The sequence below is a fragment of the Polynucleobacter sp. JS-JIR-II-b4 genome (assembly GCF_018687815.1).
Lineage (GTDB): Bacteria > Pseudomonadota > Gammaproteobacteria > Burkholderiales > Burkholderiaceae > Polynucleobacter.
This window is the reverse complement of sequence record NZ_CP061306.1, coordinates 1946073-1971909: the sequence shown is the minus strand read 5'-3', so window position 1 is coordinate 1971909 and position 25837 is coordinate 1946073. Positions and strand designations below refer to the sequence as shown.

The following is a 25837-nucleotide window of genomic DNA, read 5'->3' as shown; positions in this document are numbered from 1 at the left end:
GCTTTTTTATTCCTTCAAAAATCTCCATCAATCAAATGCATCACTTCACTGAGTTAGCTTTGCACTAAACGACGGTGACGATGGATGCTCATTAATATTCCTGCGCCAAAGCCAAGCGTCACTAATGCAGTGCCACCATAGCTAATAAATGGAAGTGGCACACCAACTACCGGCAAGAGGCCGCTCACCATGCCAATGTTGACAAATGCATAGGTAAAGAAAATTAAAGTCACTGACGCACCTAACAGACGCGTAAATAAGTTTGGCCCACTCGCCGAGATCGCTAAACCTCTTTTAATGAGCGCAAAGAACAAGGCAATCAATATCAGGTTGCCCAACAAACCAAATTCCTCAGAGAACACTGCAAAGACAAAGTCAGTATGTTTTTCTGGAATAAATTCTAGATGTGCTTGCGTTCCTTGGAACCAACCTTTGCCAAAGAATCCACCAGAGCCAATAGCAATCATAGATTGAATGGTATGAAAGCCTTTACCAAGCGGGTCGCTAGTTGGATCTAGCAAAGTACATATGCGATGCTTTTGATAGTCGTGCACAAATGGCCACACTACATCGTGCGCACAAATAGTGCCGCCAAAAATAATAATTAACAAAATACCAATAACACCCAAACCAATAAATGGCAGTATCCATTTCCACGGTAGGCCCGCCAAGATGATGACGTATAGCCCTGCTGCAAAAACGAGTAACGCCGTTCCCAAGTCTGGTTGGCGTGCAATTAAAAAAACCGGTATAGCTAAGATCACTGCAGCAACACCATAGTCCCAGGATTTTTGAATGCCTTCCCGCTTTTGAAAGTACCAGGCAAGCATGAGTGGCATTGCAATCTTCATGATCTCGGATGGCTGAATGACAACTCCAATATTGAGCCAGCGACGAGCACCTTTTTTAATGAGTCCGAATGCGGCTACTGCGATTAAGAGGGCAACACCAAATCCATAAATCCAAACTGCACCCATCTCTAACCACTTAGGTGGAATACGTGAAACGATCCACATCACTAAAAACGAGAGTGCGAGGTTGCGCAATTCATCTGCAATTTGTACGGGTGTATTTTGACTTGCAGATAAAAAAGTAAAAAAGCCAACGGCAGCTAAGCCAAGCAGAATAAAGCCTAGCTGGCGATCTAGTCCCGCAAAGATGCTTGAGAAAAATCCTTTAACTTTGATTAAGGGGCTCTTTTCCATTCAGGAACCTCCTTGGGCCACTTGCCCTCAATGTAGTAGTCCAATGCTTGACGTGCAATCGGAGCGGCATACTGCGCGCCGAAGCCTGCGTTCTCTACAACCATCGCAATCACAATGGTTGGTTTATCCGCTGGAGCAAATGCGATATACAAGGCATGGTCGCGCAAAAATTCTGCTGTGGATCCATGTTTGTAATCTTTGGAGTTCAAGCTAAATACCTGCGCAGTTCCGGTTTTTCCGCCCACTTGATATCCAGTGCCCTTAAATGCTGCGGCAGATGTGCCAGAGTTATTAACCTCGACCATAGCCTTCTTGATCACTTCAATATTCTCAGCATTGAGATCGATGCGATAACTTTCTTTTGGGGTTGTCAGCACTCTGTTGCGAGTAAATGGATCTTCAATAGCTTTGACTAAGTGAGGCTTCATCACAATACCGTTATTAGCTACGTTTGCCATGGCATGAGCTAATTGCAAAATTGTGAAAGCGTTGTAACCCTGCCCAATGCCTAAGGAAATAGTTTCACCCTCGTACCACTTTTGCTGCTCAGGTTTTTTGAAAGTATTTTTCTTCCACTCGGTGGATGGCAAAACACCTCTTGCTTCGCCTTGTAAATCGATGCCAGTAATTTGACCAAAGCCTAATGGCCTCATAAAATCGGCAATCATGTTGACGCCCATGTCTCGGGCAAGCATGTAGTAATACGTGTCACAAGATTCAACAATCGACTTTTGCATGTCGACAATTCCGTGACCACCTTTTTTATCATCCCGGAAGGTATGGTTACCAAAGTCAAAGTAACCAGGATCCGAAATTGTTTGTGATGGTGTGCGCTTTTTATTTTCTAAGGCCGCCAATGCCATGAAAGGTTTGTAAGTGGATCCAGGTGGATAGATCCCTTTTAGTGGGCGGTTATAGAGTGGCTTCTGTGGTGAGTCATTCAACTCTTTCCAAGTCACTGAATCAATGCCCTCAACAAAATCATTCGGATTGAAGTTGGGCTTAGAGACAAAAGCCAATACGTCACCGGTCTCTGGTTCAATCGCCACAAATGCACCACGGAAATTTCCATACAGTTGCTCAACTAAATATTGAAGCTTGATATCAACTGAGAGAACTACATTTTTGCCGGGAACTGAAGGAGAGCTAGAAAGTGTACGAACTGGTTTGCCGCCCGCAGTAATTTCTACTTGATCGTAACCGGGCACACCGCGCAATACAGTTTCATAACTTTGCTCTAAACCAATCTTGCCTACGTACTGAATGCCAGGTAAGAAAGAAGCCTGCAAAGCATCAGGATCATCGGCCTTGGCGCCCTCAATTTCAGTCTGCATGCGCTCTTTGTCGCGTTGCGAAACGCGGCCAATATAGCCAATCAGGTGGGAGGCTAATTCGTTGTATGGATACTCCCGAAAGCTTCTAGCCCGGATTTCTACCCCAGGAAAGCGATAGCGATTGGCCATAAACCGGGCAGTTTCGGTCTCGTTGAGCATAGAGCGCAGGGGGAAAGTACCCATATTGCGAGAATCCTCCAGGGAGCGCTTGAAATTGCGACGATCCCGGGGCGAAATAGCAACGATTTCAGAAAGATCGTTGATGAGTTGATCTACATTCCCTTTGACTTCTTCAGCGTTCACATCCAAGGTAAGGGCAGAATAATTTCGACCAATAACGATGCCATTGCGATCAATAATGAGCCCACGATTTGCCGGCGCCGGAACCAAGGCAATACGATTGCTTTCAGCCAGAAGTGCGTATTTTCCGTGGCTTACTAGTTGTAGCCATACAAGACGGGTAATGAGTAGTAAAAAGCAAAACGTGACAAATAGAGTCGCAATATGAATGCGCTCTTGAAAAGAGTCGAGATTCGGCTTTTTAAAAGAAACCATGCCGCTTCTTAAAGGGGTCGATTGTGATCAACATCTATAGGGCGACGTTGCGGCGCAAGCAAGATGCGGGTGGCTAGTGGCCAAAGCATTGCTTCAATCCAAGCCTGAATCGCCCCTGTTAAAGCCCACCAATAGAGTTCACCGCTGAGCAGCCAGTGTGCCAGCACAGGAAATAGCGATACCAATAAGAAAATAGGAAGCAGGTGCAGAGCCTGGGAGAGAACGGTGAGCGCCACAATGCGCCTGTGCCAGGAGATAGCAAGGTAGGCTACTAGGGAATAACTAAAGGCGTGCAACCCTAATAAATCAGAATTATGTACATCCATCATCAAGCCCAAAATGAAGGCGGTGATGACGCTGACATAACGATGCTGATGAATATTCCAAAACACAATACACAGGATTAACCAATCTGGCACCCAGCCGTAATTGCCAATGGGTAATAGGTTTAATAGCAGCGCACAAAATAGGCTGAAATAAATAAAGACCGGATTGACCGGGCGCAGAATATAGCCGCTCTGGAAATCGATCATTGCATACCTCGCGCACGCGTTTGGCGTCTGCCGGGTGTATTGCTTAGTGGTGCACCAGAAGTGGATTTGTTATTCACAGTAGCTGCTTTGGCATCGAGTTGCGGATCGTACAACAGTGCAAGCGCTTGACGATAGCGATTTACTGCCGCAACGGGAACACAAAAGACGTTAGAAGAGTTCTTATCGACATTGCGCTCAATCTTGCTAATCACTGCTACTGCAAACCCTGGAGGGTAAACGCCATCAATGCCCGAGGTCAGCAAAATATCGCCAACTTCCAAATCGCTGGCTACCGGGAGGTAGCGAAGCTCTAGTGGATTGCCGCGCCCTGCGCCAAATACGGCTGCACGAAGGCCGTTGCGGGCCACTTGGACTGGAACCGCAAAATCACGGTCCTCCAACAGGGAAACCTCGGCAGAGCGCTCATAGAGACGGACCACTTGGCCCAGAATTCCGGAATCATTGGCAATCGGGTTCCCAAGCTTTAGGCCGTCATTACTACCGCGATTGATTACGATGCGTTGTGAAATGGGATTGGGTGGGTTAAATAGAATTTCTACCGGCAATGTTTTGAATGGAACCTGTTTTTGCAAAGTCATAAGCTCGCGCAGGTTTTGGTTTTCCACCATCAAAAATTCAGATTGATTTGCCAGCAAAGAAAGCTCTGCTTGACGCACTTTCATTACTTGGTTTTCTTGATCAAGAGTCGATCTGGTTGTGAAATACTCAGACGTCGCTTCGAAGGCATTGCGCGGCGCCATCATGACATATTCAAGTGGACGCAAAATCCAATTGACGTTGTTGCGAATGGGGTCGAGTGCTTTGAAACGAAAATCGATCAGCATCAGAGCGATGCTGATCGACAGACAGACAATCAGTTTAAGTAAGGCCGGAATGCCCTGTCTGAAAAGTGGTGGAGCGCTATGTTGCAATTCCCTGGTCGACGTGTATGTCGCTTACTCGTGCGAGAACACTCCGCCTAACTTATCCATGCGCTCGAGTGCGATACCGCAACCACGAGCCACGCAAGTTAAGGGATCTTCTGCCACATGAATTGGCAAACCAGTTTCTTCAAGCAAGAGGCGATCGAGGTCGCGCAATAAGGCTCCGCCGCCAGTAAGCATCATGCCGCGTTCGGCAATATCGGACGCCAACTCAGGTGGGATCTGCTCGAGAGCTGCTTTTACCGCAGTCACGATTTGATTCAATGGATCAGTTAATGCTTCCAGAATTTCGTTGCTAGTAACAGTGAAGCTACGTGGAATACCTTCGGAAAGATTGCGACCTTTTACTTCCATCTCGCGCACTTCAGCGCCAGGGAAAGCTGAGCCAATCGTTTTCTTAATCAGTTCAGCAGTTTGTTCACCAATCAACATCCCGTAGTTACGACGAATGTAATTGGTAATCGCTTCATCAAACTTATCGCCACCAACACGAACAGAGCCTTTGTAAACCATGCCACCTAATGACATGACGCCAACTTCAGTTGTGCCGCCGCCGATGTCGACAACCATCGAACCCGCAGCTTCTGAGACAGGCAAGCCAGAACCAATTGCAGCTGCCATTGGTTCTTCAATGAGGAATACTTGTGATGCGCCAGCACCTAATGCGGATTCGCGAATCGCACGACGCTCAACTTGGGTAGATCCGCAAGGAACGCAAATGATGATGCGTGGACTTGGCTTTAATAATTTGCTTTCATGCACAAGCTTGATAAATTGCTTGAGCATTTGTTCGGTGATGGTGAAGTCGGCAATCACGCCGTCTTTCATTGGGCGAATGGCCTCAATATTCCCTGGAACACGACCCAACATCGCTTTTGCCTCTTTGCCGACGGCCAAAATGGTCTTTTTGCCGTTTGGCCCACCTTCTTGGCGAATTGCCACTACAGAAGGTTCATCGAGGACAATACCCCGCTCACGCATATAAATTAAGGTATTAGCGGTTCCTAGGTCGATGGCTAGGTCATTGGAAAAGTAGCTGCGGAAAAAACCAAACATGATGTAGTGGGAAAATAGAAAGTGTTAATGAAAATATATAGGAATGATACTCTCGTCCCATGAAACTTGATGATGTCCAGCGCATTGCGCACCTATCTAGGCTTGAATTAAACCAAGCAGAAGCCGAGGCAGTTTTGCCTCAATTGCAGGCCATTTTTTCCTTGGTTGAGGAAATGCAAGCCGTTGATACAAGTGGTCTTGAGCCTTTGGCTCACCCAATCCTCTTTTTGCGTGATTTGGCCCAACCCATGCGTGTTGACCAGGTTACTGAATCAGACCATCGTGCCGAAAACATGCAATCAGCCCCTGCTCAGCATGATGGCTATTTCTTGGTGCCAAAGGTGATCGAATGAGTTGGCACAACACCCCTATCGCTTTGATGGCAAAAGCACTGGCTGCAAAAGAGGTCTCCAGCAAGGAGTTAACCCAGTACTTTTTGGATCGTATTGAGGCTGGAAAACAGTGGAATGCATACCTTGATGTGAATGCTCACTTAAGCTTAGAACAAGCAAATAAAGCAGATCAGCTTATTTCATCTGGAAAATCTGGTAATTTGACGGGCATCCCTGTTGCCCACAAAGATGTCTTTGTAACGCGTGGCTGGAAGTCCACTGCGGCGTCCAAAATCTTGGCTGGATACCAAAGTCCTTTTGATGCCACGGTAGTGGCTAATTTGGGAATTCCCGATGAAAACAATCCCCATGGCGCTGGAATGGTTTGTTTGGGTAAAACCAATATGGACGAGTTCGCGATGGGCTCGTCTAATGAGAACTCTGCCTATGGCCCTGTACTAAACCCATGGAATTCTGCCCACGTGGCTGGCGGTTCATCGGGCGGCTCGGCTGCAGCCGTAGCCGCTGGTTTGGCTCCGATCGCTACCGGCACAGATACAGGCGGCTCAATCCGTCAGCCAGCAGCATTTTGTGGATTAACCGGCATTAAGCCGAGTTATGGGCGCGTGTCGCGCTACGGCATGATTGCTTACGCTTCCTCGCTCGATCAAGCTGGGCCGATGGGCAAAACTGCAGAAGATTGCGCCTTGTTGCTGTCTGCAATGTCTTCGCATGATCCGCGTGACTCCACCTCCTTGGCTGATTCTGGTGAAGATTACGGTCGTTACCTCAATCAACATTGGAAAGAAGGTAATACCAATCCCGCAAAACCATTGGAAGGTTTGCGTGTTGGTTTGCCAAAAGAATTCTTTGCTGAAGGTTTGGCAAGCGATGTAGCGAAATCCGTTAATGAAGCAGCCAAGCTTTTAGAAAATTTAGGCGCTACATTGATTGATGTGAGTCTGCCAAAAACCAAACTCTCTATTCCGGTGTATTACGTTTTAGCGCCTGCAGAAGCATCGAGTAACTTGAGTCGCTTTGATGGTGTGCGTTATGGGTATCGTGCCAATGAGTATCGCGATCTCAATGATATGTATGCCAAGTCACGTACCGAAGGTTTTGGAGCCGAAGTAAAGCGCCGCATCATGATTGGAACGTATGTTCTTTGTCATGGTTACTATGATGCTTATTACCTGCAGGCACAAAAAATTCGTCGCATTATTGCTGCAGACTTTCAAGCTGCATTCAATCAATGTGACGTCATCCTGGGGCCTGTAGCCCCTGATGTAGCTTGGCGTTTGGGCGAGAAATCTAAAGATCCAGTGCAAATGTATCTAGAAGATATTTATACGCTTTCTACAAACTTGGCAGGTTTACCAGCGATGAGTGCCCCATGTGGATTTAATGGAAATAATTTACCTATCGGCATGCAACTCATTGGTAATTATTTTTCTGAAGCACGCTTGTTGCAAGTGGCACATCAATATCAGCAAGCCAGCGATTGGCATTTGCGTCCAGCAAGCGAGGTGGCATGATGCAATGGGAAGTCGTCATTGGTCTAGAGACCCACGCTCAGCTACAAACTCAATCCAAGATTTTTAGCGGTGCAAGTACACGCTTTGGTGCAGCCCCAAACACGCAAGCATGCGCAGTGGATTTAGCGCTACCCGGTGTTTTACCGGTGCTCAATCGTCAAGCAGTAAAGCATGCGATTCGATTTGGTTTAGCAGTCAATGCGAAGATTTCTCCAGCAAGTATTTTTGCTCGCAAAAACTATTTCTATCCTGATTTACCTAAGGGCTATCAAATCAGCCAGATGGATATCCCGGTTGTTGTTGGCGGTCATCTTGAGATCTTGGTCGGGGATGAAATTAAAGTAGTTGAATTGACGCGCGCCCACATGGAAGAGGATGCTGGTAAATCCGTCCATGAAGAGGGCTTTACAGGCCCTCATGGCGAACCTTCTAGCGGGATTGATCTGAACCGCGCAGGTACACCACTCCTCGAGATCGTGACAGAGCCAGTCATGCGCAGCGCTGCTGAAGCCGTTGCTTATGCCAAGGCTTTGCATGGCTTGGTGGTGTGGCTCGGAGTCTGTGACGGCAATATGCAAGAAGGCTCCTTCCGTTGTGACGCCAACGTTTCGGTTCGCCCCAAAGGTCAGGCCGAGTTTGGCACCCGTTGCGAAATTAAAAACTTGAACTCCTTCCGCTTTTTGGAAGAGGCAATTCAATATGAAGTGCGTCGTCAAATTGAGTTGATTGAAGATGGCGGTACTGTTGTTCAAGAAACCCGTTTATATGATCCTGATCGTGGCGAAACCCGTAGCATGCGCAGCAAAGAAGATGCTAATGACTACCGCTACTTCCCCGATCCTGACTTATTGCCTGTTGTGATTGATGATGCATGGATCGCAGATGTCCGTAGCAAAATGCCTGCGCTGCCAGCCCAATTACGCGAGCAGTGGCAAACCGAGTTTGGTTTAAGTGCTTACGATGCGCAGTTGCTCACGCAAGATCGTGATACCGCAAAAGTATTTGAAGAGCTATTAGTAATCGTAGGTAAGCCATTGGCAAAAGCCGCGGCCAATTTAATTGCTGGTGAATTTGCTTCCTCCTTAAATCGTGCAGGTATTGCTACTGCTGACGCGCCATTAAAAGCGGAGCATTTAGCGCCATTACTAACGCGTGTGGCTGATGGCACTATCTCCAACAAGATCGCTAAAGATATCTTTGCCATTCTTTGGGAAGAAGCGATTGCAGGTAAAGCTATCAGCACGGTTGATCAGGTGATTGACGCTAAAGGATTGAAGCAAATAAGTGATAGCGGTGCTATTGAGGCCATCATTGATCAGGTGTTAGCAGCTAACCAGAAATCGGTTGAAGAGTTCCGCTCGGGTAAGGAGAAGGCGTTTAACGCTCTCGTTGGCCAGATCATGAAAGCCTCGCAAGGCAAAGCAAACCCTGGTCAGGTCAATGAGCTCTTGCGTAAAAAACTTGGTTAACAAAAGAACATCATTAGAAAGAAATACATGAGCGCAATCGATCCAAAACAAGCCGAGCAAGAAGAATTGGTTGCAGAGTGGTTGCGTGTAACCCCAGGCTTCTTTGAGCGTTACGCTGATCTCTTTAATGAGATTCGGATTAAGCATCCACATGAGGATCGTGCGATCTCTTTGCAAGAGCGTCAGATGACGGTATTGCGTACACAAAATCAAGAGCTCAATCGTCGCTTAAGTGAGATGTTGCACTTTGGAAGTCGTAATGACAAAACCCAACAAAGTTTGGTTGCTTGGTTATTGCGTTTGATGAAGTCCAACAATAAGGCTGATGTGGAGGCGGCGATAACTTCGGGCTTAGCCGAAGTATTCGAAGTAGAGGCTGCACAATTACTGTCGCCTAACTCTGCTTTTGGCCCTTGGGTAGACACCCCGTTATGCGGCTCTGCTAAGGAGTTGGCGGCAGCCAGCGTAGATTTGTTAGCAAGCCAGACAAGCATTGATTCTGAATGGCAAAGCATGGTGGCCATTGGGTTGCCATTAGGCAAGAGTATTGGTGCCGCTCAATCGCCCGCAGTATTGCTGTTAGCCAGCAAGGATGAATCCCGCTTTACGGCGGATATGGGCGCTTTCTATTTGCGTCAAATTGCCGAATTAACTGCTGCAGCTTTGGATCGTATCCAGGCTTATGAAATTAAAGTCGACTGAACTACATCCTCTCATGCAAGAGTATTTGCATGAGTTACATGTGTTGCGTCAACTTTCGCCGCATACGCTTAAAGCGTACGGCATGGACCTGAGTGACCTGCAAAACTTTGCACTTGAAGACAATATTGAGTTGTTAAGAGTGAGTAACGGCCATGTACGTCGTTGGGCCGGCCGCTTACATTCCAAAGGTAAATCTTCAAGAAGTATTGCGAGAGCCCTTTCAGCATGGCGAGGATGGTATGACTGGCTTACTGAAAAAGATGCCAGGCGCGATGCCCGTGCCGGCAAGGTAACCAGCAATTTAATCGCCAATCCGGTTGACGACGTCAAGGCACCCAAACGTCTGAAGTCTCTACCCAAGGCCTTATCGGTCGAGCAGGCTCTTTCCTTGGTAAATCAAGCCGTCAAAGAGGCTGAAGAAAAAAAGGATTTGGAATCCATCCGCGATGCAGCCATTATTGATTTGCTGTATTCCTCTGGCTTGCGCCTTTCAGAGCTATTGGGGATTGATGTAATGCAAAGCAAAGATCGCCAACAGGAATCTGCTGGCTGGTTAGATTGGGATGCTGCTGAAGTAACAGTTTTAGGTAAGGGCGGCAAACGACGTTCAGTGCCTGTTGGTGTGCCTGCGATGAAATCACTTGCTGCGTGGCGAGAGCTGCGCGATGCTGGAACTTATCCAGAAGAATCCATCGCCTTGTTTTTGTCGGCAACAGGTAAGCGCTTATCGCCGCGTACGGTGCAAGCAAGATTGCGTACTTTAGCCATGCGTGCTGGTTTACCCACCCATGTGCACCCTCATATGATGCGCCATAGCTTTGCGAGCCACGTGCTGCAATCCTCACAGGATTTAAGAGCAGTGCAGGAGATGTTGGGGCACGCCAGCATTGCTAGTACCCAGATTTATACGTCTTTAGATTTTCAGCACCTAGCTCAGGCATACGATAAAGCGCATCCCCGCGCAAAGGCTGGCAAAGGCTGAGGAACTCGGTAAGATAGAAGGTTTCCCGCTTTGGGAACTGTTGGCTTTTAGATTTTGATTGGATCATCCATGGCATTAATTCCAGTAACGATTTTGACGGGCTTCTTGGGAAGCGGCAAAACCACTTTACTTAAACACATCTTGACTGAAGAGCACGGCAAAAAAATTGCCGTGATTGAGAATGAATTCGGTGAAGAGAATATTGATAACGACATCTTGGTGCAAGACAACCAAGAGAACATTGTGCAAATGAGTAATGGCTGCATTTGCTGCACCATTCGTGGCGATCTCGTGGATGCTTTAAATGAGCTTTGGGAGCAACGCAAAGATAAGAAAATTAGCTTTGAGCGCGTTGTGATTGAAACCACAGGCGTTGCCAATCCCGGCCCCGTTGCCCAGACATTCTTTATGGATGATGATGTAGCAGACCATTATGTTTTAGATGCTGTAGTGACCCTGGTGGATGCAAAGCACGGTCAGCAACAACTTAATGAGCATGAAGAGGCTCAGCGCCAAGTTGGCTTTGCCGACCAAATCTTTATTACTAAGACCGATTTAGTGACGCCTGCTGAAGTAGATGCCTTACGTAATCGCCTGATGCATATGAACCCAAGAGCGCCTATTGCAGGCATTTCTAAGGGCGTGGTGCCCTTGAATGCTGTCTTAGACCTCAAGGGCTTCAATCTCAATGCCAAGTTGGATATTGACCCTCATTTCTTGGAGCAGGACGACCATGACCATGCGGATTGCGGTCATGACCATAGTCACGATCATGATCACAGTACCTGTGGCCATGATCATAGTCACGACCACGAGCACCAACACCATGGCCATGCTGGCCATACTGACCGTATCCAATCCTTTGTTTTTCGTAGTGATAAACCCTTTAATCACAAAAAGTTGGAAGACTTCCTGGGGGGCATTTTGGAGGTCTTTGGAGAGAAGATGTTGCGCTATAAAGGCGTGCTCTATGTGAAGGGAAGTAGCCGAAAAGTAGTGTTCCAGGGCGTTCACCAGATGATGGGCAGTGATTTAGCTGGCCCATGGGGCACAGAACCCAAGCAAACCCGTATGGTCTTCATAGGCATCGATTTGCCCAAGGACACCCTATTGGCAGGGCTTGAGGGCTGTTTGGCCTAGCGAGATTCGGGTACAATCCGCCGCCACGGCCCATATTGATGAATATTAATAAAAGGGCCGTAAAAGTTTGGCAGAATGAGGCAATAATGCTTCAAACCAGGAAAGAATGAGATGACGGTAAAAACAGCAACAAAACCAGCAACCGCTGCAAAAGCTAGTAGCAAGGCTGCAAGCGCTAAGGTTGCAAAAGGTGCTCCATTAACTGAGGCAGAGTTGCTCAAGATGTCCGACAAGGACTACATGAGTGCTGCGCAGTTAGATTTTTTCCGTCAAAAACTGCTCACTCTAAAAAACGACATTTTGAAGAATGCCTCCGAGACAACAGAGCATCTGCGTGAAAATATTTTGGTTCCTGATCCTGCCGATCGTGCAACGATCGAAGAGGAGCATGCATTGGAATTGCGCACGCGTGATCGTGAGCGCAAGCTGCTCAAAAAAGTAGAGCAAGCATTGGCGCGCATTGAGTCTGGCGACTATGGATGGTGCGAAGAAACTGGTGAGCCAATCGGCTTGAACCGTTTAATTGCAAGGCCTACAGCCAATCTATCTCTTGAGGCTCAAGAGCGTCGTGAACTCCGTCAAAAATTATTTGGCGAATAAATTTTAAGTAGCGATGACTAAGCATTTACCAACTATTAGTGATATCTCTCCTTTATTAAAGGCGGAGATTCTTGCTGAGGCTTTGCCTTATATCCGCGCGTATCACGGCAAGACTATTGTGATTAAGTACGGCGGAAACGCGATGGTGGAAGAGCGCCTCAAAGAAAGTTTTGCGCGCGACGTTATCTTGTTAAAACTGGTCGGCATGAACCCAGTAGTGGTTCATGGCGGAGGCCCACAAATTGATGAGGCCCTGAAGAAGATTGGTAAGACCGGTACTTTTATTCAAGGTATGCGCGTAACTGATGAAGAAACCATGGAAGTAGTGGAATGGGTTCTAGGTGGCGAGGTGCAGCAGGACATTGTGATGTTAATTAACCACTTTGGCGGCCAGGCTGTTGGCTTAACTGGTAAAGACGGTGGATTGATTCATGCTAAGAAAATGAAGATTCCTAGCGATACAGAGCCGGGCAAGATGGTTGATATCGGTTTTGTTGGTGAGATCGAGGCAATTAATCCTGCGGTGGTCAAAGCTCTGCAAGATGACGCGTTTATTCCGGTGATTTCTCCTATCGGCTTTAGTGCAGAAGGTCAGGCTTACAACATTAATGCCGACTTAGTGGCTGGCAAGATGGCTGAAATCCTCCACGCGGAGAAGTTGGTCATGATGACTAATATCCCGGGCGTAATGGATAAAGACGGTAAATTGTTGACAGATTTAACTGCACGAGAAATTGACGCGCTGTTTGCTGATGGCACTATTTCTGGCGGCATGTTGCCAAAGATTTCTTCGGCATTAGATGCTGCGAAGAGCGGTGTGAATTCAGTGCACATCATTGATGGCCGCATTGAGCATTCGTTATTATTAGAAATTCTGACCGAGCAAGCATTCGGTACGATGATTCGCTCTAGATAAGTAGACAACCATGAGCGAATCTTTAGAGTCAGCAAACATCAACCACAGCAATGCTGACGCTGGTAAGACTCGTAAGCGCCCTCGCCCAGGTGAGCGCCGTTTACAGATTCTGCAAGTGCTTGCCGAGATGTTGCAAAACCCTAAGGGTGAGCGTGTTACTACCGCAGCATTAGCTGCCAAGATTGAGGTTTCAGAAGCAGCGCTATATCGACACTTCGCCAGTAAGGCGCAGATGTTCGAAGGCCTGATTTCTTTTATTGAGCAAACTGTTTTTGGATTGATTAATCAAATTAATCAAAAAGAAGAATCCGGTCTTGCTCAGGCACGTGGCATTTTGCAAATGCTTTTATTCTTTGCTGAGAAAAATCCTGGCATGACTCGCGTTTTATTGGGGGATGCTTTATTTCAAGAAGATGATCGTCTTCAAGAGCGTATTACTCAAGTGCTTGATCGTGTTGAGGCATCACTTAAGCAAGCCCTACGTATTGCCCAAACCCAAGGTGGTAATTGGGCTCAGCTGGGTCAGGAAGAGGTTAGCATTCGTGCGGCCATGTTGATGAGTTTTGTTTTGGGTCGTTGGCATCGCTTTGCCCGTAGCGGGTTTAAGAAGTTACCAACTGAAGCCTCCGATGTTAGTCTGCGCCTTCTCCTGTCAGAATGAGCGAGCTACACCTCTCTAGAAACACTATTCATTTTGCCGAGCCCCTGCCTTTGCAGAGTGGCGCCATCTTGTCTGGCTATGATTTAGTCATTGAAACTTATGGCAAGCTCAATGCCGATAAAAGTAATGCCGTTCTTGTTTGCCATGCACTCAATGCATCTCATCACGTAGCTGGCCCAAGTCCAGAAGATCCAAAAGATATTGGTTGGTGGGACAACATGATTGGCCCGGGGAAGCCGGTAGACACCAATCACTTTTTTGTTATAGGCGTAAATAATTTAGGCTCTTGTTTTGGTTCAACTGGACCTATGAGCATTAATCCAGCAAATGGCAAGCCATATGGCGCTGATTTTCCAGTCGTTACAGTTGAAGATTGGGTGAATACTCAGGCCCGCTTGGCGGATAAATTGGGTATTCGGAAGTTTGCTGCCGTAATGGGTGGAAGCTTGGGCGGCATGCAGGCTATGGCTTGGGCCATTCAGTTTCCCAAGCGGATAGACCATTGCGTTGTTGTGGCATCCACCCCAAGGCTGAGCGCACAAAACATTGCTTTTAATGAAGTAGCACGTAATGCCATTCTGTCTGACCCTGATTTTCATGGGGGCAATTATTACGAGCATGGCGTAGTTCCTAAGCGCGGCTTGCGTTTAGCCCGCATGGTTGGCCACATCACGTATTTATCTGACGATGACATGGCAGAAAAATTTGGACGAGAATTGCAGCGCCCCAATGGCGAGTCCAATGAATACCGTTTTAGCTTTGATGTTGAGTTTGAGGTTGAAAGTTATTTGCGTCATCAAGGAGATAAGTTTTCAACCTACTTTGATGCCAATACCTATTTACTGATTACACGTGCACTAGATTATTTTGATCCTGCGCGTCGTTACGATGGCAGTCTGAATCGCGCCCTAGCGGAAGTACAAGCTAAGTTTTTGGTTGTCAGCTTTTCAACTGACTGGCGCTTCCCGCCTAATCGCAGTCGCGAGATTGTGCAATCGTTGCTGAGCAATAAGAGTGAAGTGACATATGCAGAGATTGATGCGCCACATGGACATGATGCTTTCCTGCTAGATGATGAGCGTTATCACAATCTCGTTAGGGCTTACTTTAAGCAAATGCGCGAGGTTCAGGCATGAGTAATTTCAATAAGCGTACCGACTTTGCTGCCATAGCCAATTGGATTGCACCAAACACTCAAGTGCTCGACCTCGGTTGTGGCGATGGTAGTTTCTTAGAGTTTTTGCAGAAACAAAAACCGGTTCACGCTTATGGCGTTGAGATTGATGATTCACGGGTGCTCTCTTGCGTACAAAAGGGCTTAAATGTCATTCAGCAAGATTTAGAGGGCGGCTTAGCACTCTTTGAAGACAGCAGTTTTGACACGGTTGTGCTGTCACAAACTCTGCAAACCATTCATCAAACTGAAAAGATTTTGCGTGAGGTAGTTCGCGTCGGCAAAGAGTCGGTAATCTCTTTTCCAAACTTCGGTCATTGGTCTCATCGATTGGCTGTTGGTCTGGGCCGCATGCCGGTTTCTAAGAGCTTGCCTTACCAGTGGTACAACACGCCTAACGTGCGCGTGCTTACGGTTGCTGACTTTGAGAAGTTGGCCTCAAGTCTTGGCCTGAAGGTTCTTGATCAATGTATCTTGCATGAAGGCCGTCAGGTTACCTTGATGCCAAATTTATTTGGTAGCCTCGCTTTATTCCGCATTCGTCGTGCCTAGGATAAAAATTCAAAGGTGTTAACTGCAGTCCAATCTTGGTTAAAAGACTTTCGGGTTTATCTCGAATGGCCTTGTTTGCGTATGCTATTTCTGGGCTTTTCCGCAGGCCTCCCTCTATTGCTTATTCTGGGAACACTCAGCTTTTGGTTGCGTGAAGCCGGAATTGATCGCAGCACCATTGGTTATTTAACCTGGGTTGGTTTGATCTATGCCTTTAAATGGGTTTGGGCGCCTCTCGTGGATCGCCTACAAATCCCGCTCTTAACTAAATTGTTTGGACGCCGCCGCAGCTGGTTACTCTTTGCCCAAGCACTCATCATTTTGGGTCTGGTCGGTATGTCGACTTTAGATCCCAAGCTGGCGCTCAATTCCATTGTTTGGTGTGCGTTATTGGTGGCATTTGGATCTGCCACTCAAGATATCGCATTAGATGCTTTTCGTATTGAGTCAGCCAATAGTGACCATCAAGCAGCTCTTGCTGCTACATATCAAACTGGATATCGTCTTGCCCTAATTTGGGCTGGCGCAGGCGTGCTTTGGCTTGCTGCTCGGGCTGAAATAGGCAGTGGCTATGACGCCAGTGCATGGCAATTTGCCTATCTTTGCATGGCAGCTTCTATCGGGGTGGGCGTGATCACTACTCTTTTAAGTAAAGAGCCAGCAAGATACGAATTGGCTAAAGTACGAACTGCTAAAGCCTGGCTATATCAAACCCTGGTTGAGCCATTTGCAGAATTTATTACACGCTATCGCTGGCATGCTATTTTGATCTTGTCATTAATTGCCATCTACCGTATTAGTGATGTCGTGATGGGCATCATGGCTAATCCGTTTTATGTTGATATGGGCTACACCAAGGATGAGGTTGCCGCTGTAAGCAAAGTGTTTGGGGTTGTGATGACTTTGGTTGGCGCCTTTGTCGGTGGGGTACTCACACTTCGTTTTGGCGTGTTGCGAATTCTGTTTGTAGGTGCCATTCTTTCGGCTGTCAGTAACTTGCTATTTGCTTGGCTAGCTACACAAGGTCATGACCTGCATGGTTTGATTTGGGTGATCTCCGCAGATAATCTCAGTTCTGGTATTGCCAGCGCCGCCTTTATTGCTTTCTTATCCTCGCTGACCAATATCCGTTACTCAGCTACCCAGTACGCTTTGTTTAGCTCGATGATGCTCCTCTTGCCTAAATGGTTGGCGGGCTTCTCGGGGGTGTTTGTCGACAACTTCGGATATCCAGCATTCTTCTACGGAACTGCCATCATTGGCGCCCCAGTCCTACTTCTCATTTGGGCAACGATGCATTTCAACATTGTTCAGATCAAAAAAGAAGGTGAGTAGGGGGGGGTAAGCTCCCCTCGCTACTGATTAAATCTTCCAGTCGTAATCCACTGTAAGTGGCGCGTGATCTGAAAATTTCTCTTCTTTGTACACAGCAGTTTTCTTAGCTGTAGCGGCAATGCCGGGAGTGGTGATGTGATAGTCAATACGCCAGCCAACATTCTTTGCGTAAGCTTGGCCGCGATTGCTCCACCAGGTGTAACAAGTTTCTGTTGCCTCTGGTTCAAGGTGTCGATAGACATCGACGTAACCTATTTTGCTAAAGAGGTTGGTAAGCCACGCGCGCTCTTCCGGTAAGAAGCCTGAATTTTTAAGATTCCCTTTCCAGTTCTTTAGGTCAATTTCTTGATGGGCAATGTTGACGTCGCCGCATAGGACGATTTCACGCCCAGAATTTTTGAGAGAAACGAGATGCGGCAGAAAGCTATCGAGATAGCGGTATTTAGCCTCTTGGCGCTCAGGAGAGCTCGAGCCGGAGGGCATGTAGACAGAAATAACAGAAAGCCCTTTAAAGCGCACCTCGACATAGCGCCCCTCAGCATCAAACTCTTCATTGCCATAGCCGTATAAGACTTCGTCTGGTTTGTGGGGCGTATAAATGCCGCAACCGCTGTAACCCTTTTTCTCGGCATGATGGAAAAAGCCATGCATGCCGTCTGGATTGAGAATGGCATCCTCTAGATCATCGCGCTGAGCCTTGAGCTCCTGCATACAAATGAAGTCAGCTTTTTGCTTCACAGCCCATGGCAGAAAGCCTTTTTTGACTGCGGAACGGATACCGTTGAGGTTCGCGGAAATGATGCGTAACATGTAGGCCTATGAGCTCAAATAATTCAAATCAAGATAACTTTATTCGTTTTGCCTTGGAGGCAAAGGTTTTGTCCTTCGGGGAGTTTAAAACCAAAGCGGGAAGACTCTCACCTTATTTCTTTAATGCTGGTGAATTTAATGATGGAGCTCGTCTAAGCGCTTTGGGTCGTTATTACGCCAAAGCCTTGCAAGAATCGGGCATTCAGTTCGATATGCTTTATGGACCTGCATATAAGGGAATCACACTTGCAGCGGCAACAGCCATTGCGCTGGCAGATGATGGCATTAACGTTCCATATGCTTACAACCGCAAGGAAGCTAAGGATCATGGTGAGGGTGGCATGCTGGTTGGTGCACCAGTAAAAGGCAGGGTTGTCATCATTGATGATGTGATTTCTGCTGGCACCTCAGTTAGGGAGTCGGTAGATCTCATTCGTAAAGCTGGTGCAGAGCCAGCGGCAGTGTTAATTGCTTTAGATCGAATGGAGCGTTCAGGCAATGCTGTTGAGATTGGGGATAAGTCTGCAGTGCAAGCCGTAGAGCAAGAGTTTGGTTTGCCAGTTGTTACGATTGCTAACTTAGCCGGCTTAATGTCTTTCCTAACTACTTCTAGTGATGCTCAGCTCACTCATTACTTGCCCGCTGTTAAAGCCTACCGCGATAAATATGGAATCTAAGGGCAGTCGCTTTTAGATTGTTGTTTCGCCTTCAAAGACAGTAACTGCTGGGCCGGTCATGATAACTGGCTGAGCAACGTTATTAATAGTTCCACCCCAAGCAATCTGCAAATCTCCACCGCGGGTATGCACTTTTACAGGCGAGTCTAGCAAGCCTCTGCGAATCCCTGAAACCACTGCTGCGCAAGCACCAGTACCACAGGCTAGCGTTTCTCCAGCACCGCGTTCAAAGACACGCAATTTGATTTCATTGCGATTGATTGCTTGCATGTAACCCACGTTTACTTTTTTCGGAAACGCGGCAAACTTTTCAATTTCCGGTCCTTCTTCTAATACGGGTGCGCTATCAACATCACCAACTACTTGCACGGCATGTGGATTGCCCATAGACAGGACGCCAACCAAACTATCGTGAGTCGCGGGGTAATTCAAAGGGAGCGCATAGAGAGCCTCTTGAAACTCTTGAACGCTTGCTAAGCCATTCGCATTAAATGGAATATGGCTATGTTCAAAAATTGGTGCACCCATATCCACCTCCACCTGGCCATCCGGATGGGACTTGAGGGTCAGAACAGTGTGCGCCACTTCCACGCGCAAAGGGTTCTTATTGGATAGGCCCTGATCTAATACAAAGCGCACAAAGCAGCGCGACCCATTACCGCATTGCTCAACTTCACCGCCATCTGAATTAAAAATGCGGTATCTAAAATCAGCATCAGGGCGTGTGGCTTTTTCAACTAGGAGAATTTGATCGGCACCAATGCCAAATTGACGATGGGCTAAGGCTTGCCATTGATCTTTGGTAATGTCACTCAAGTCTTGGTCGATACCGTTGAGCACAATGAAGTCATTGCCAGCACCATGCATTTTGGTGAAGCGTAGCTTGCGTACTGGATTGTTGGTATTGGTACTCAAAATATTTCCGTTTAATCGTAAAGACTGGGTTCGCCTTCAGGCCTGTGTTTAAAACGCTTATGAACCCAATAGTACTCTGCTGGTCTTTCTCGAACAAGTTCCTCGATATATTGATTTAGGCGAGCAGTATCTTTTTCAACATCATCACTAGGAAAGTTTGGCAATGGCTCGCTAATATGGCAGGTATAGCCCTTGCGGTCTTTGTTTAAGGTAGTTGTCATTAAACATACTTCAGCGCCACTGAGTCTTGCCAGGCGCGAGACTGAGGTAATGGTGTTGGTCTGGATACCAAAGAAGGGTACAAAGACGGAGTCACGTGGGCCCAAGTCAATATCGGGGGCAATGAAAATAAAGTTACCGGTTTGAATTTCTCTTATGAGATCTCGCAGGCGGCTTTGTCTTTCGATGGACTTGCCGCCAAAACGATTCCTCCACTCAATCATTTTTTGATTGAAGAAAGGATTCTTCATATTTTGATAAAGCCCTGCGCCACGGGGCCAGTCATATTCATTAGCTAATACTGACAGTGCCATAAAGCCGCCTTCAAGCCCAACAAAGTGTGGATTAATCAGTAGGCGCGGCTTGCGATCTCCCAAGGTAATCGCTGATTTGATGGTGACGATGTCGGTAATTTGTTTGCCACTGCCAAGCCAGATGCGACTTCTCTCTAATACGCTGCGGCCAAATAATTTCCAATGCTCAATCGCCAGGTCATCAAGTTCTTTTTCGCTGAGGCTGGGAAAACACAAACGTAAATTAGTCTTTACTACATGGGTCCGGCTGTTTGGAATATGGGCGGCAAGCCAGCCCAGACCATAGCCCACGTGGACGGTAATCGTATAAGGCAGGAAGGCAAAGAGACGCAAAAGACTGAGCGCCAAGAAATTGAAGAGGTTTTGTAACCAGGTCATTTCAAAAATGATAACGAATTTATTTAATTGCTTGGGGGCAATTCTGCACCGGCAGGATGCTTATAGCGGTTGTATGACCAAATAAATTGTTCTGGTGCGACCAGCACTGCATTTTCAATTGCAACGTTGAGTTCTGCGGCGGCAAGATTGGCATCTTCAGATAAAGGCGCAAGACGAGTAGCCTGCATGAGCCATCCTTGGCCAATACCTTTGCGCTTAGCGGTAAACATGACTACTGGCGTGTTATTCCGATTGGCAAGGCGCGCTGGTAATGGCGTTGTGTATGCAGGACGCCCAAAGAATGGAACCCAAACGCCTTCGCCACCACTGGGCACTTGATCTGGAAGAATGCCAATCGCCTCACCTCGAGTGAGTGCTCTAGTCATTTGGCGCACGCCATTGAGGTTGGTCGGCACGAAATGCATATTTGGATAGGCGCGGCCTTCTTCTACCACTTCATTGAGCCATTCTTGGCGTGATGGTCTGTAGAGAATGGTTGCTGGAAAATGCTGTGCGAGAACGCGTGGAATGATCTCAAAACCACCGAGGTGAGGGGTCAGCATCACTAAGCCGTGCCCTTCGCCAATCGCTGCTGCAACTACATCCCAGTTTTGCACTTCAACTAATTTCAGTGCTCTTGCAGGGTTGCGCCAAATCCATAAGCTGTCTGAAAACAGCATTCCAGAGGCTCTTACTGCATCCCAAAGCTTGAATGGCAGGCTCCGTGCGTCAACTACCGCTTTGTATTGGGGCCTAAAGAGTGAGCGGTATTGCTTGGACCCTACGTAGGCAAGCATGCCTAAAAAGGCTCCAATCGCCTGTACAAGCGCAAGGGGAAGGACGGCAATCGTATTAAGGCAGAGCTTAAGAAGGAGTTTTCGCACCCCCTAATGATATTCAATGCCGCTCTGAGTGTGTGGATTTCAGCATGCCTTGCTGAATTAGGCATTTTTCGGATAGAATCCACCCATCGCTGAGTTAAGGCAACTTGCAGGGCGATTCATAAATTCTGCTAAAGCGTCGCCGTTGTAGTTCCTGGCACGTCGAGTTGTCCCAATGATCGTGTTAATTATTAAAGGAATATGCAATGGCAAATGATTACTTCTTTACCTCAGAATCCGTTTCTGAAGGTCACCCCGATAAAGTAGCAGACCAAATCTCTGATTCGATTCTCGACGCCATCTTGGCTCAAGATCCAACAGCACGCGTTGCTGCAGAAACTTTGTGCAACACCGGCTTAGTTGTTTTGGCTGGTGAAATTACTACTAACGCCAACGTTGACTACATCCAAGTTGCGCGTAATACCTTGCGTGAAATTGGTTACGACAACACTGACTACGGTATCGACTACAAAGGTTGTGCAGTATTGGTTGCTTACGACAAGCAAAGTCCTGATATCGCTCAAGGTGTTGATAAAGCCCATGATGACGGCTTAGATCAAGGTGCTGGCGACCAAGGCCTCATGTTTGGTTACGCTTGTGATGAAACTGCAGAGCTCATGCCTTTGCCAATTCACTTGTCACATCGCTTGGTTGAGCGTCAATCACAGTTGCGTCGCGATGGTCGTTTGAACTGGTTGCGTCCTGATGCGAAGTCACAAGTGACATTGCGTTATGTGGATGGCAAGCCTGATTCTATTGATACTGTTGTGTTGTCTACTCAACACGATGAAGAAATTTCTCTCGAAAAATTACGTGAAGCAGTCATCGAAGAAATCATCAAACCAGTATTGCCTAAGCATTTGATCAAAGGCGCTATTAATTTCTTGGTAAACCCAACTGGACGTTTTGTTATCGGCGGCCCACAGGGCGATTGTGGTTTAACTGGTCGCAAAATTATTGTGGACACCTACGGTGGTGCAGCTCCTCACGGCGGCGGCGCTTTCTCTGGTAAAGATCCATCTAAGGTTGACCGTTCTGCTGCATACGCTGGACGTTATGTTGCGAAGAACGTGGTTGCTGCTGGTTTGGCAAGCAAGTGCTTGATTCAGATCTCCTATGCGATTGGTGTTGCTAAACCAACCTCAGTCATGGTGAGCACTTTTGGTACTGGCAAGATTTCGGACGAGAAGATTGCTCAATTGGTTTCTGAGCACTTTGACTTGCGTCCAAAGGGTATCGTGAAGATGTTGAATCTCTTGCGCCCAATTTACAAGAAGACAGCTGCTTATGGCCACTTTGGTCGTGAAGAGCCAGAATTTACTTGGGAGCAAACAGATAAAGCGGCAGCATTACGTGCTGCAGCAGGTCTGTAAGCAGGAAATACGCAGTTTGTAGATGTATTGAGGCGAAATATGCCGTAATTGTTTACAATTACGGCATACCTTCAAGGAGCGTTGCAAGGAATGCTGAGACCCAGCACTTCCCCAGGCTTGAAGGGAGTGGGCTCTAAGGTAACCCCCGGAGTTTGCTAATTGCAACCGCGCTCGCTAACCCATGATTCAATGGCTAGCGAGTTTCTACTCCAGCATTGGATCGTATTTAGCTGGAGCATTAATGAATACCGTTTCTGATTTAAATAACTTTGTTGCAACTCGTTGCGCAATCGCTGATATCTCTTTGGCTGACTTCGGCCGCAAAGAAATCGCCATTGCTGAAACCGAGATGCCAGGCTTAATCGCCATTCGTGATGAATTTGCTGCACAACAGCCATTGCGTGGCGCACGCATTACTGGTTCATTGCACATGACCATTCAAACTGCAGTATTGATCGAGACGCTAGAGGCACTCGGTGCTGAAGTTCAATGGGCATCTTGCAATATTTTCTCTACACAAGACCATGCTGCTGCAGCCATTGCTGCTAACGGCACGCCAGTATTTGCTATTAAAGGCGAAACCCTTGAGCAGTACTGGGACTTTACTCACCGCATTTTTGAGTGGGCTGACGGCGGTTACACCAATATGATTTTGGACGACGGTGGCGATGCTACTTTGTTGTTGCACCTTGGAGCACGCGCTGAGAAAGATCAAGCTTGCTTGAATAATCCAACCAGCGAAGAAGAAACTATTTTGTTTGCTGCTATCAAGAAAAAATTGGCACAAGATCCAACTTGGTATTCAACACGCTTAGAAAAAGTTAAAGGCGTTACAGAAGAAACGACTACCGGTGTACATCGCCTGTATCAAATGTTCGCCAAGGGCGAGTTGAAGTTCCCAGCTATTAACGTAAATGACTCTGTTACTAAGAGCAAATTCGACAACCTCTATGGTTGCCGTGAGTCTTTAGTAGATGCGATCAAGCGTGCCACTGACGTGATGGTTGCTGGTAAGGTTGCAGTCGTTTGTGGTTACGGCGATGTGGGTAAAGGTTCAGCTCAAGCATTGCGCGCTTTGTCCGCTCAAGTTTGGGTAACTGAGGTTGATCCAATCTGCGCACTACAAGCTGCGATGGAAGGCTACCGCGTTGTGACCATGGATTACGCTGCTGATAAAGCCGATATCTTTGTTTCTGCAACTGGTAACTACCATGTGATTACACATGACCACATGGCGAAGATGAAGAATCAAGCCATCGTTTGTAACATTGGTCACTTTGATAACGAGATCGATGTTGCTGGTATTGAGAAATACAAGTGGGAAGAGATCAAGCCACAAGTTGATCATGTGATTTTCCCGGCCGCCAATGGCAAGCCTGAAAAGCGCATCATTATCTTAGCTAAGGGTCGTTTGGTTAACCTGGGTTGCGGTACAGGACATCCTTCATACGTCATGAGCTCTTCATTTGCAAACCAAGTGATTGCCCAGATTGAATTGTGGAATGCAGTAGGAACTGATAAATATCCAGTCGGTGTTTACACATTGCCTAAGCATTTGGATGAGAAGGTTGCTCGCTTACAGCTCAAGACTCTGAATGCAGAGTTAACTGTGTTGTCAGATCAGCAAGCTTCCTATATTGGTGTAACGAAGCAAGGCCCTTACAAGGCTGACCACTATCGTTATTAATCCAATCACTGTTCAATAGATACCTAGGCCCAAAATCATGGAATTAAGCGTCGAATTCTTTCCTCCAAAAACACCTGAAGGTGAGAGTAAGTTGCATCTGGTACGTGAGCGTTTTTCTGAAACGCTCAAGCCCGCTTTTTATTCCGTGACCTTTGGTGCTGGCGGTTCTACTCAGTCTGGCACATTAAAAGTGGTGAGCGACATTCATGCTGCTGGTGCAGCTGTTGCCCCCCACTTATCTTGTGTAGGTAGCTCACGTGAGAGCGTGCGCGAGATGCTCAAGCAATATCAAGCCTTAGGCGTGAAGCGCATTGTGGCTTTGCGCGGCGACTTGCCTTCTGGCATGGGCCAGTATGGCGAGTTTCATCATGCCAATGAATTGGTAGAATTTATTCGTGCAGAAACAGGCGATTGGTTTCATATCGATGTAGCCGCTTATCCAGAAACGCATCCACAGGCAAAGTCGCCTGCTAGTGATATCGATTTCTTTGTGCAAAAAATGAAGGCGGGCGCAAATTCAGCTGTTACTCAATATTTTTACAACAGCGATGCTTACTTCCGCTTCGTAGACGAGGCTTATGAATTAGGCGTTACACAGCCAATAATTGCCGGCATTATGCCGATTACCAATAGCAGCCAATTGCTCCGCTTCTCTGACGCCTGTGGTGCCGAGATACCGCGTTGGATTCGTTTACGTCTTCAATCCTACGGTGATGACATCGCTTCTATTCGTGCATTTGGTGAAGAAGTGGTGACTGACTTGTGTGATCAGTTGTTAACTGCTGGCGCACCTGGAATCCATTTCTACTCGCTAAATCAGGCAGATGCAGTTTTAGCGATTGCAGACAATTTGGATTTAACGAAGTAAATCAAATAAGTAAGCCAGACTCCGTCAACAGCATATCCAGGGGCTCGTCATGTGTTTGAGCAGCCCATTGAGAATCATCTAATTTTTGCCAATCAAATCCAACCCCCATGCAAATGAGGTTTGGATTGTCTTTTCGCAACTGCGCTAGGGTTCGATCAAAATACCCGCCGCCATAGCCTAGTCGCCAGTAGTGTGCTTTACCGCTCACAACAGAGCTAGACCAGCCAACGCAGGGAATCAGGATACAGTCAGGAATGAGTTGTGGCCTGGCGGTATTTTCTGGGCTAGGCTCAGGAACTCCGTGAGCGCTTGGAATTAATGCATCGCCCTCTTGCCACTCGTAGAATTCAAGATGCTTATCCGGGCGTGCATAGGGCAGCGCTAAGCGACGCTGAGGGACATTCTTCATCCAGCTTAATAAAGTGGGGCGTAAATCAATTTCATCTTGAATGGGCCAATAAAGGGCGATTGAGCGAATGAGTTTGCCTTCATTTGCTAAAAAATGATTGAGGCCTGCAATCAAGCCCGCTTCTACAGAAGCATAGCTATTCCCAGCCGCAATTTCTTTGCGTTGTTTTAATAAATCTTTGCGAAGAGTTTTTGGTGAATTACCGTGCATATCGACCATTATCAGGCGAAAATTAAAGGATATAGTAATCAAGTGCTGCAAGGCCTCTAGCCTTGCAAATA

Annotated in this window: 26 protein-coding genes and 1 riboswitch; of the genes, 16 read left to right on the top strand and 10 right to left on the bottom strand. The window is 47.1% G+C overall.

From position 1 onward, the window contains the following. Positions 1–53: 53 nt before the first annotated feature. The 5 genes from rodA to ICV90_RS09965 are packed head-to-tail and all read right to left on the bottom strand — an operon-like array spanning position 54 to position 5627. Positions 54–1205 (bottom strand): rod shape-determining protein RodA, encoded by a 1152-nt coding sequence (rodA, locus tag ICV90_RS09985; RefSeq protein ID WP_215358762.1) that lies wholly within the window; start codon positions 1203–1205, stop codon positions 54–56. Beyond that, complete coding sequence (gene mrdA, locus ICV90_RS09980) at positions 1187–3094, bottom strand: penicillin-binding protein 2 (RefSeq protein WP_215358761.1); 1908 nt, start codon at positions 3092–3094, stop codon at positions 1187–1189. Before mrdA ends, rodA begins: the two co-directional genes overlap by 19 nt. Positions 3095–3102: 8 nt before the next feature. Continuing rightward, positions 3103–3627: a rod shape-determining protein MreD gene (gene mreD, locus ICV90_RS09975; RefSeq protein ID WP_215358760.1), complete on the bottom strand. Its 525-nt coding sequence runs from the start codon at positions 3625–3627 to the stop codon at positions 3103–3105. Next, positions 3624–4559 carry a rod shape-determining protein MreC gene (gene mreC, locus ICV90_RS09970; protein WP_215358759.1) on the bottom strand — a complete coding sequence of 312 codons (936 nt, stop codon included), beginning with the start codon at positions 4557–4559 and terminating at the stop codon, positions 3624–3626. Before mreC ends, mreD begins: the two co-directional genes overlap by 4 nt. Positions 4560–4583: 24 nt before the next feature. Beyond that, positions 4584–5627, bottom strand: a complete 1044-nt coding sequence (locus tag ICV90_RS09965) for a rod shape-determining protein (protein WP_068319852.1) — start codon at positions 5625–5627, stop codon at positions 4584–4586. 59 nt (positions 5628–5686) lie between these two features. Between ICV90_RS09965 and gatC the strand changes: the two genes are divergently transcribed. The 12 genes from gatC (at position 5687) to ICV90_RS09905 (ending at position 17025) form a co-directional block, all read left to right on the top strand. Further along, positions 5687–5980, top strand: a complete 294-nt coding sequence (gene gatC / locus ICV90_RS09960; protein ID WP_215358758.1) for an Asp-tRNA(Asn)/Glu-tRNA(Gln) amidotransferase subunit GatC — start codon at positions 5687–5689, stop codon at positions 5978–5980. Beyond that, positions 5977–7494: an Asp-tRNA(Asn)/Glu-tRNA(Gln) amidotransferase subunit GatA gene (gene gatA / locus ICV90_RS09955; RefSeq protein ID WP_215358757.1), complete on the top strand. Its 1518-nt coding sequence runs from the start codon at positions 5977–5979 to the stop codon at positions 7492–7494. The genes gatC and gatA overlap by 4 nt, the downstream gene beginning before the upstream one ends. Next, positions 7494–8963, top strand: coding sequence for an Asp-tRNA(Asn)/Glu-tRNA(Gln) amidotransferase subunit GatB (gene gatB, locus ICV90_RS09950; protein WP_215360479.1), 1470 nt, complete (start codon positions 7494–7496; stop codon positions 8961–8963). Before gatA ends, gatB begins: the two co-directional genes overlap by 1 nt. A 27-nt stretch (positions 8964–8990) precedes the next feature. Next, on the top strand, positions 8991–9665 hold the full coding sequence (locus tag ICV90_RS09945) for a DUF484 family protein (protein ID WP_215358756.1): 675 nt from the start codon (positions 8991–8993) through the stop codon (positions 9663–9665). Continuing rightward, positions 9646–10647 carry a tyrosine recombinase XerC gene (locus ICV90_RS09940; protein ID WP_215358755.1) on the top strand — a complete coding sequence of 334 codons (1002 nt, stop codon included), beginning with the start codon at positions 9646–9648 and terminating at the stop codon, positions 10645–10647. The genes ICV90_RS09945 and ICV90_RS09940 overlap by 20 nt, the downstream gene beginning before the upstream one ends. Positions 10648–10716: 69 nt before the next feature. Continuing rightward, the gene (locus ICV90_RS09935) at positions 10717–11787 is read left to right on the top strand and encodes a GTP-binding protein (RefSeq protein ID WP_215358754.1); all 1071 of its coding nucleotides are present in this window, start codon (positions 10717–10719) and stop codon (positions 11785–11787) included. A gap of 222 nt (positions 11788–12009) precedes the next feature. After that, the gene (gene dksA, locus ICV90_RS09930) at positions 12010–12387 is read left to right on the top strand and encodes an RNA polymerase-binding protein DksA (RefSeq protein ID WP_072582887.1); all 378 of its coding nucleotides are present in this window, start codon (positions 12010–12012) and stop codon (positions 12385–12387) included. A gap of 13 nt (positions 12388–12400) precedes the next feature. Beyond that, entirely contained in the window at positions 12401–13303 is a 903-nt protein-coding gene (gene argB / locus ICV90_RS09925) for an acetylglutamate kinase (protein WP_215321158.1), read from the top strand. A 10-nt stretch (positions 13304–13313) separates the two neighbouring features. Continuing rightward, positions 13314–13964 carry a nucleoid occlusion factor SlmA gene (slmA, locus tag ICV90_RS09920; RefSeq protein WP_215358753.1) on the top strand — a complete coding sequence of 217 codons (651 nt, stop codon included), beginning with the start codon at positions 13314–13316 and terminating at the stop codon, positions 13962–13964. Next, entirely contained in the window at positions 13961–15100 is a 1140-nt protein-coding gene (locus ICV90_RS09915; RefSeq protein ID WP_215358752.1) for a homoserine O-acetyltransferase, read from the top strand. The genes slmA and ICV90_RS09915 overlap by 4 nt, the downstream gene beginning before the upstream one ends. After that, positions 15097–15690 carry a methionine biosynthesis protein MetW gene (metW, locus tag ICV90_RS09910; protein WP_215358751.1) on the top strand — a complete coding sequence of 198 codons (594 nt, stop codon included), beginning with the start codon at positions 15097–15099 and terminating at the stop codon, positions 15688–15690. The genes ICV90_RS09915 and metW overlap by 4 nt, the downstream gene beginning before the upstream one ends. A gap of 15 nt (positions 15691–15705) precedes the next feature. Next, complete coding sequence (locus tag ICV90_RS09905; protein WP_251367732.1) at positions 15706–17025, top strand: MFS transporter; 1320 nt, start codon at positions 15706–15708, stop codon at positions 17023–17025. 27 nt (positions 17026–17052) lie between these two features. Here the strand turns inward: ICV90_RS09905 and ICV90_RS09900 are convergent, their stop codons facing one another. After that, positions 17053–17835 (bottom strand): exodeoxyribonuclease III, encoded by a 783-nt coding sequence (locus ICV90_RS09900; protein ID WP_215358750.1) that lies wholly within the window; start codon positions 17833–17835, stop codon positions 17053–17055. A gap of 8 nt (positions 17836–17843) precedes the next feature. On the opposite strand from ICV90_RS09900, the gene pyrE reads away from it, so the two are divergent. Next, positions 17844–18512, top strand: coding sequence for an orotate phosphoribosyltransferase (gene pyrE / locus ICV90_RS09895; protein WP_215358749.1), 669 nt, complete (start codon positions 17844–17846; stop codon positions 18510–18512). A gap of 12 nt (positions 18513–18524) precedes the next feature. Here the strand turns inward: pyrE and dapF are convergent, their stop codons facing one another. From dapF to ICV90_RS09880, 3 genes are read right to left on the bottom strand one after another with little or no spacing between them, the layout of a single operon-like run. Next, positions 18525–19379, bottom strand: coding sequence for a diaminopimelate epimerase (gene dapF, locus ICV90_RS09890; protein ID WP_215360475.1), 855 nt, complete (start codon positions 19377–19379; stop codon positions 18525–18527). Positions 19380–19438: 59 nt separating this feature from the next. Next, positions 19439–20338 carry a lipid A biosynthesis acyltransferase gene (locus tag ICV90_RS09885; protein ID WP_215358748.1) on the bottom strand — a complete coding sequence of 300 codons (900 nt, stop codon included), beginning with the start codon at positions 20336–20338 and terminating at the stop codon, positions 19439–19441. Positions 20339–20361: 23 nt separating this feature from the next. Continuing rightward, positions 20362–21222 carry a lysophospholipid acyltransferase family protein gene (locus ICV90_RS09880; protein WP_215358747.1) on the bottom strand — a complete coding sequence of 287 codons (861 nt, stop codon included), beginning with the start codon at positions 21220–21222 and terminating at the stop codon, positions 20362–20364. Positions 21223–21425: 203 nt separating this feature from the next. Here ICV90_RS09880 and metK point away from each other — a divergent pair, with 203 nt between their 5' ends. From metK to metF, 3 genes are all read left to right on the top strand, one after another. Then, positions 21426–22592 (top strand): methionine adenosyltransferase, encoded by a 1167-nt coding sequence (gene metK, locus ICV90_RS09875; protein WP_072582616.1) that lies wholly within the window; start codon positions 21426–21428, stop codon positions 22590–22592. A gap of 67 nt (positions 22593–22659) precedes the next feature. Beyond that, positions 22660–22772: riboswitch (S-adenosyl-L-homocysteine riboswitch) on the top strand. 61 nt (positions 22773–22833) lie between these two features. After that, positions 22834–24279, top strand: coding sequence for an adenosylhomocysteinase (gene ahcY / locus ICV90_RS09870; RefSeq protein WP_215360473.1), 1446 nt, complete (start codon positions 22834–22836; stop codon positions 24277–24279). Between the two features lie 37 nt (positions 24280–24316). Beyond that, a complete protein-coding gene (gene metF / locus ICV90_RS09865; protein WP_215358746.1) occupies positions 24317–25147 on the top strand; it encodes a methylenetetrahydrofolate reductase [NAD(P)H] in 831 nt (276 codons plus the stop codon). A 1-nt stretch (position 25148) separates the two neighbouring features. Here metF and ICV90_RS09860 read toward each other — a convergent pair whose 3' ends face one another. Then, positions 25149–25766 carry a 5-formyltetrahydrofolate cyclo-ligase gene (locus tag ICV90_RS09860; RefSeq protein WP_251367731.1) on the bottom strand — a complete coding sequence of 206 codons (618 nt, stop codon included), beginning with the start codon at positions 25764–25766 and terminating at the stop codon, positions 25149–25151. Positions 25767–25837 lie beyond the last annotated feature (71 nt).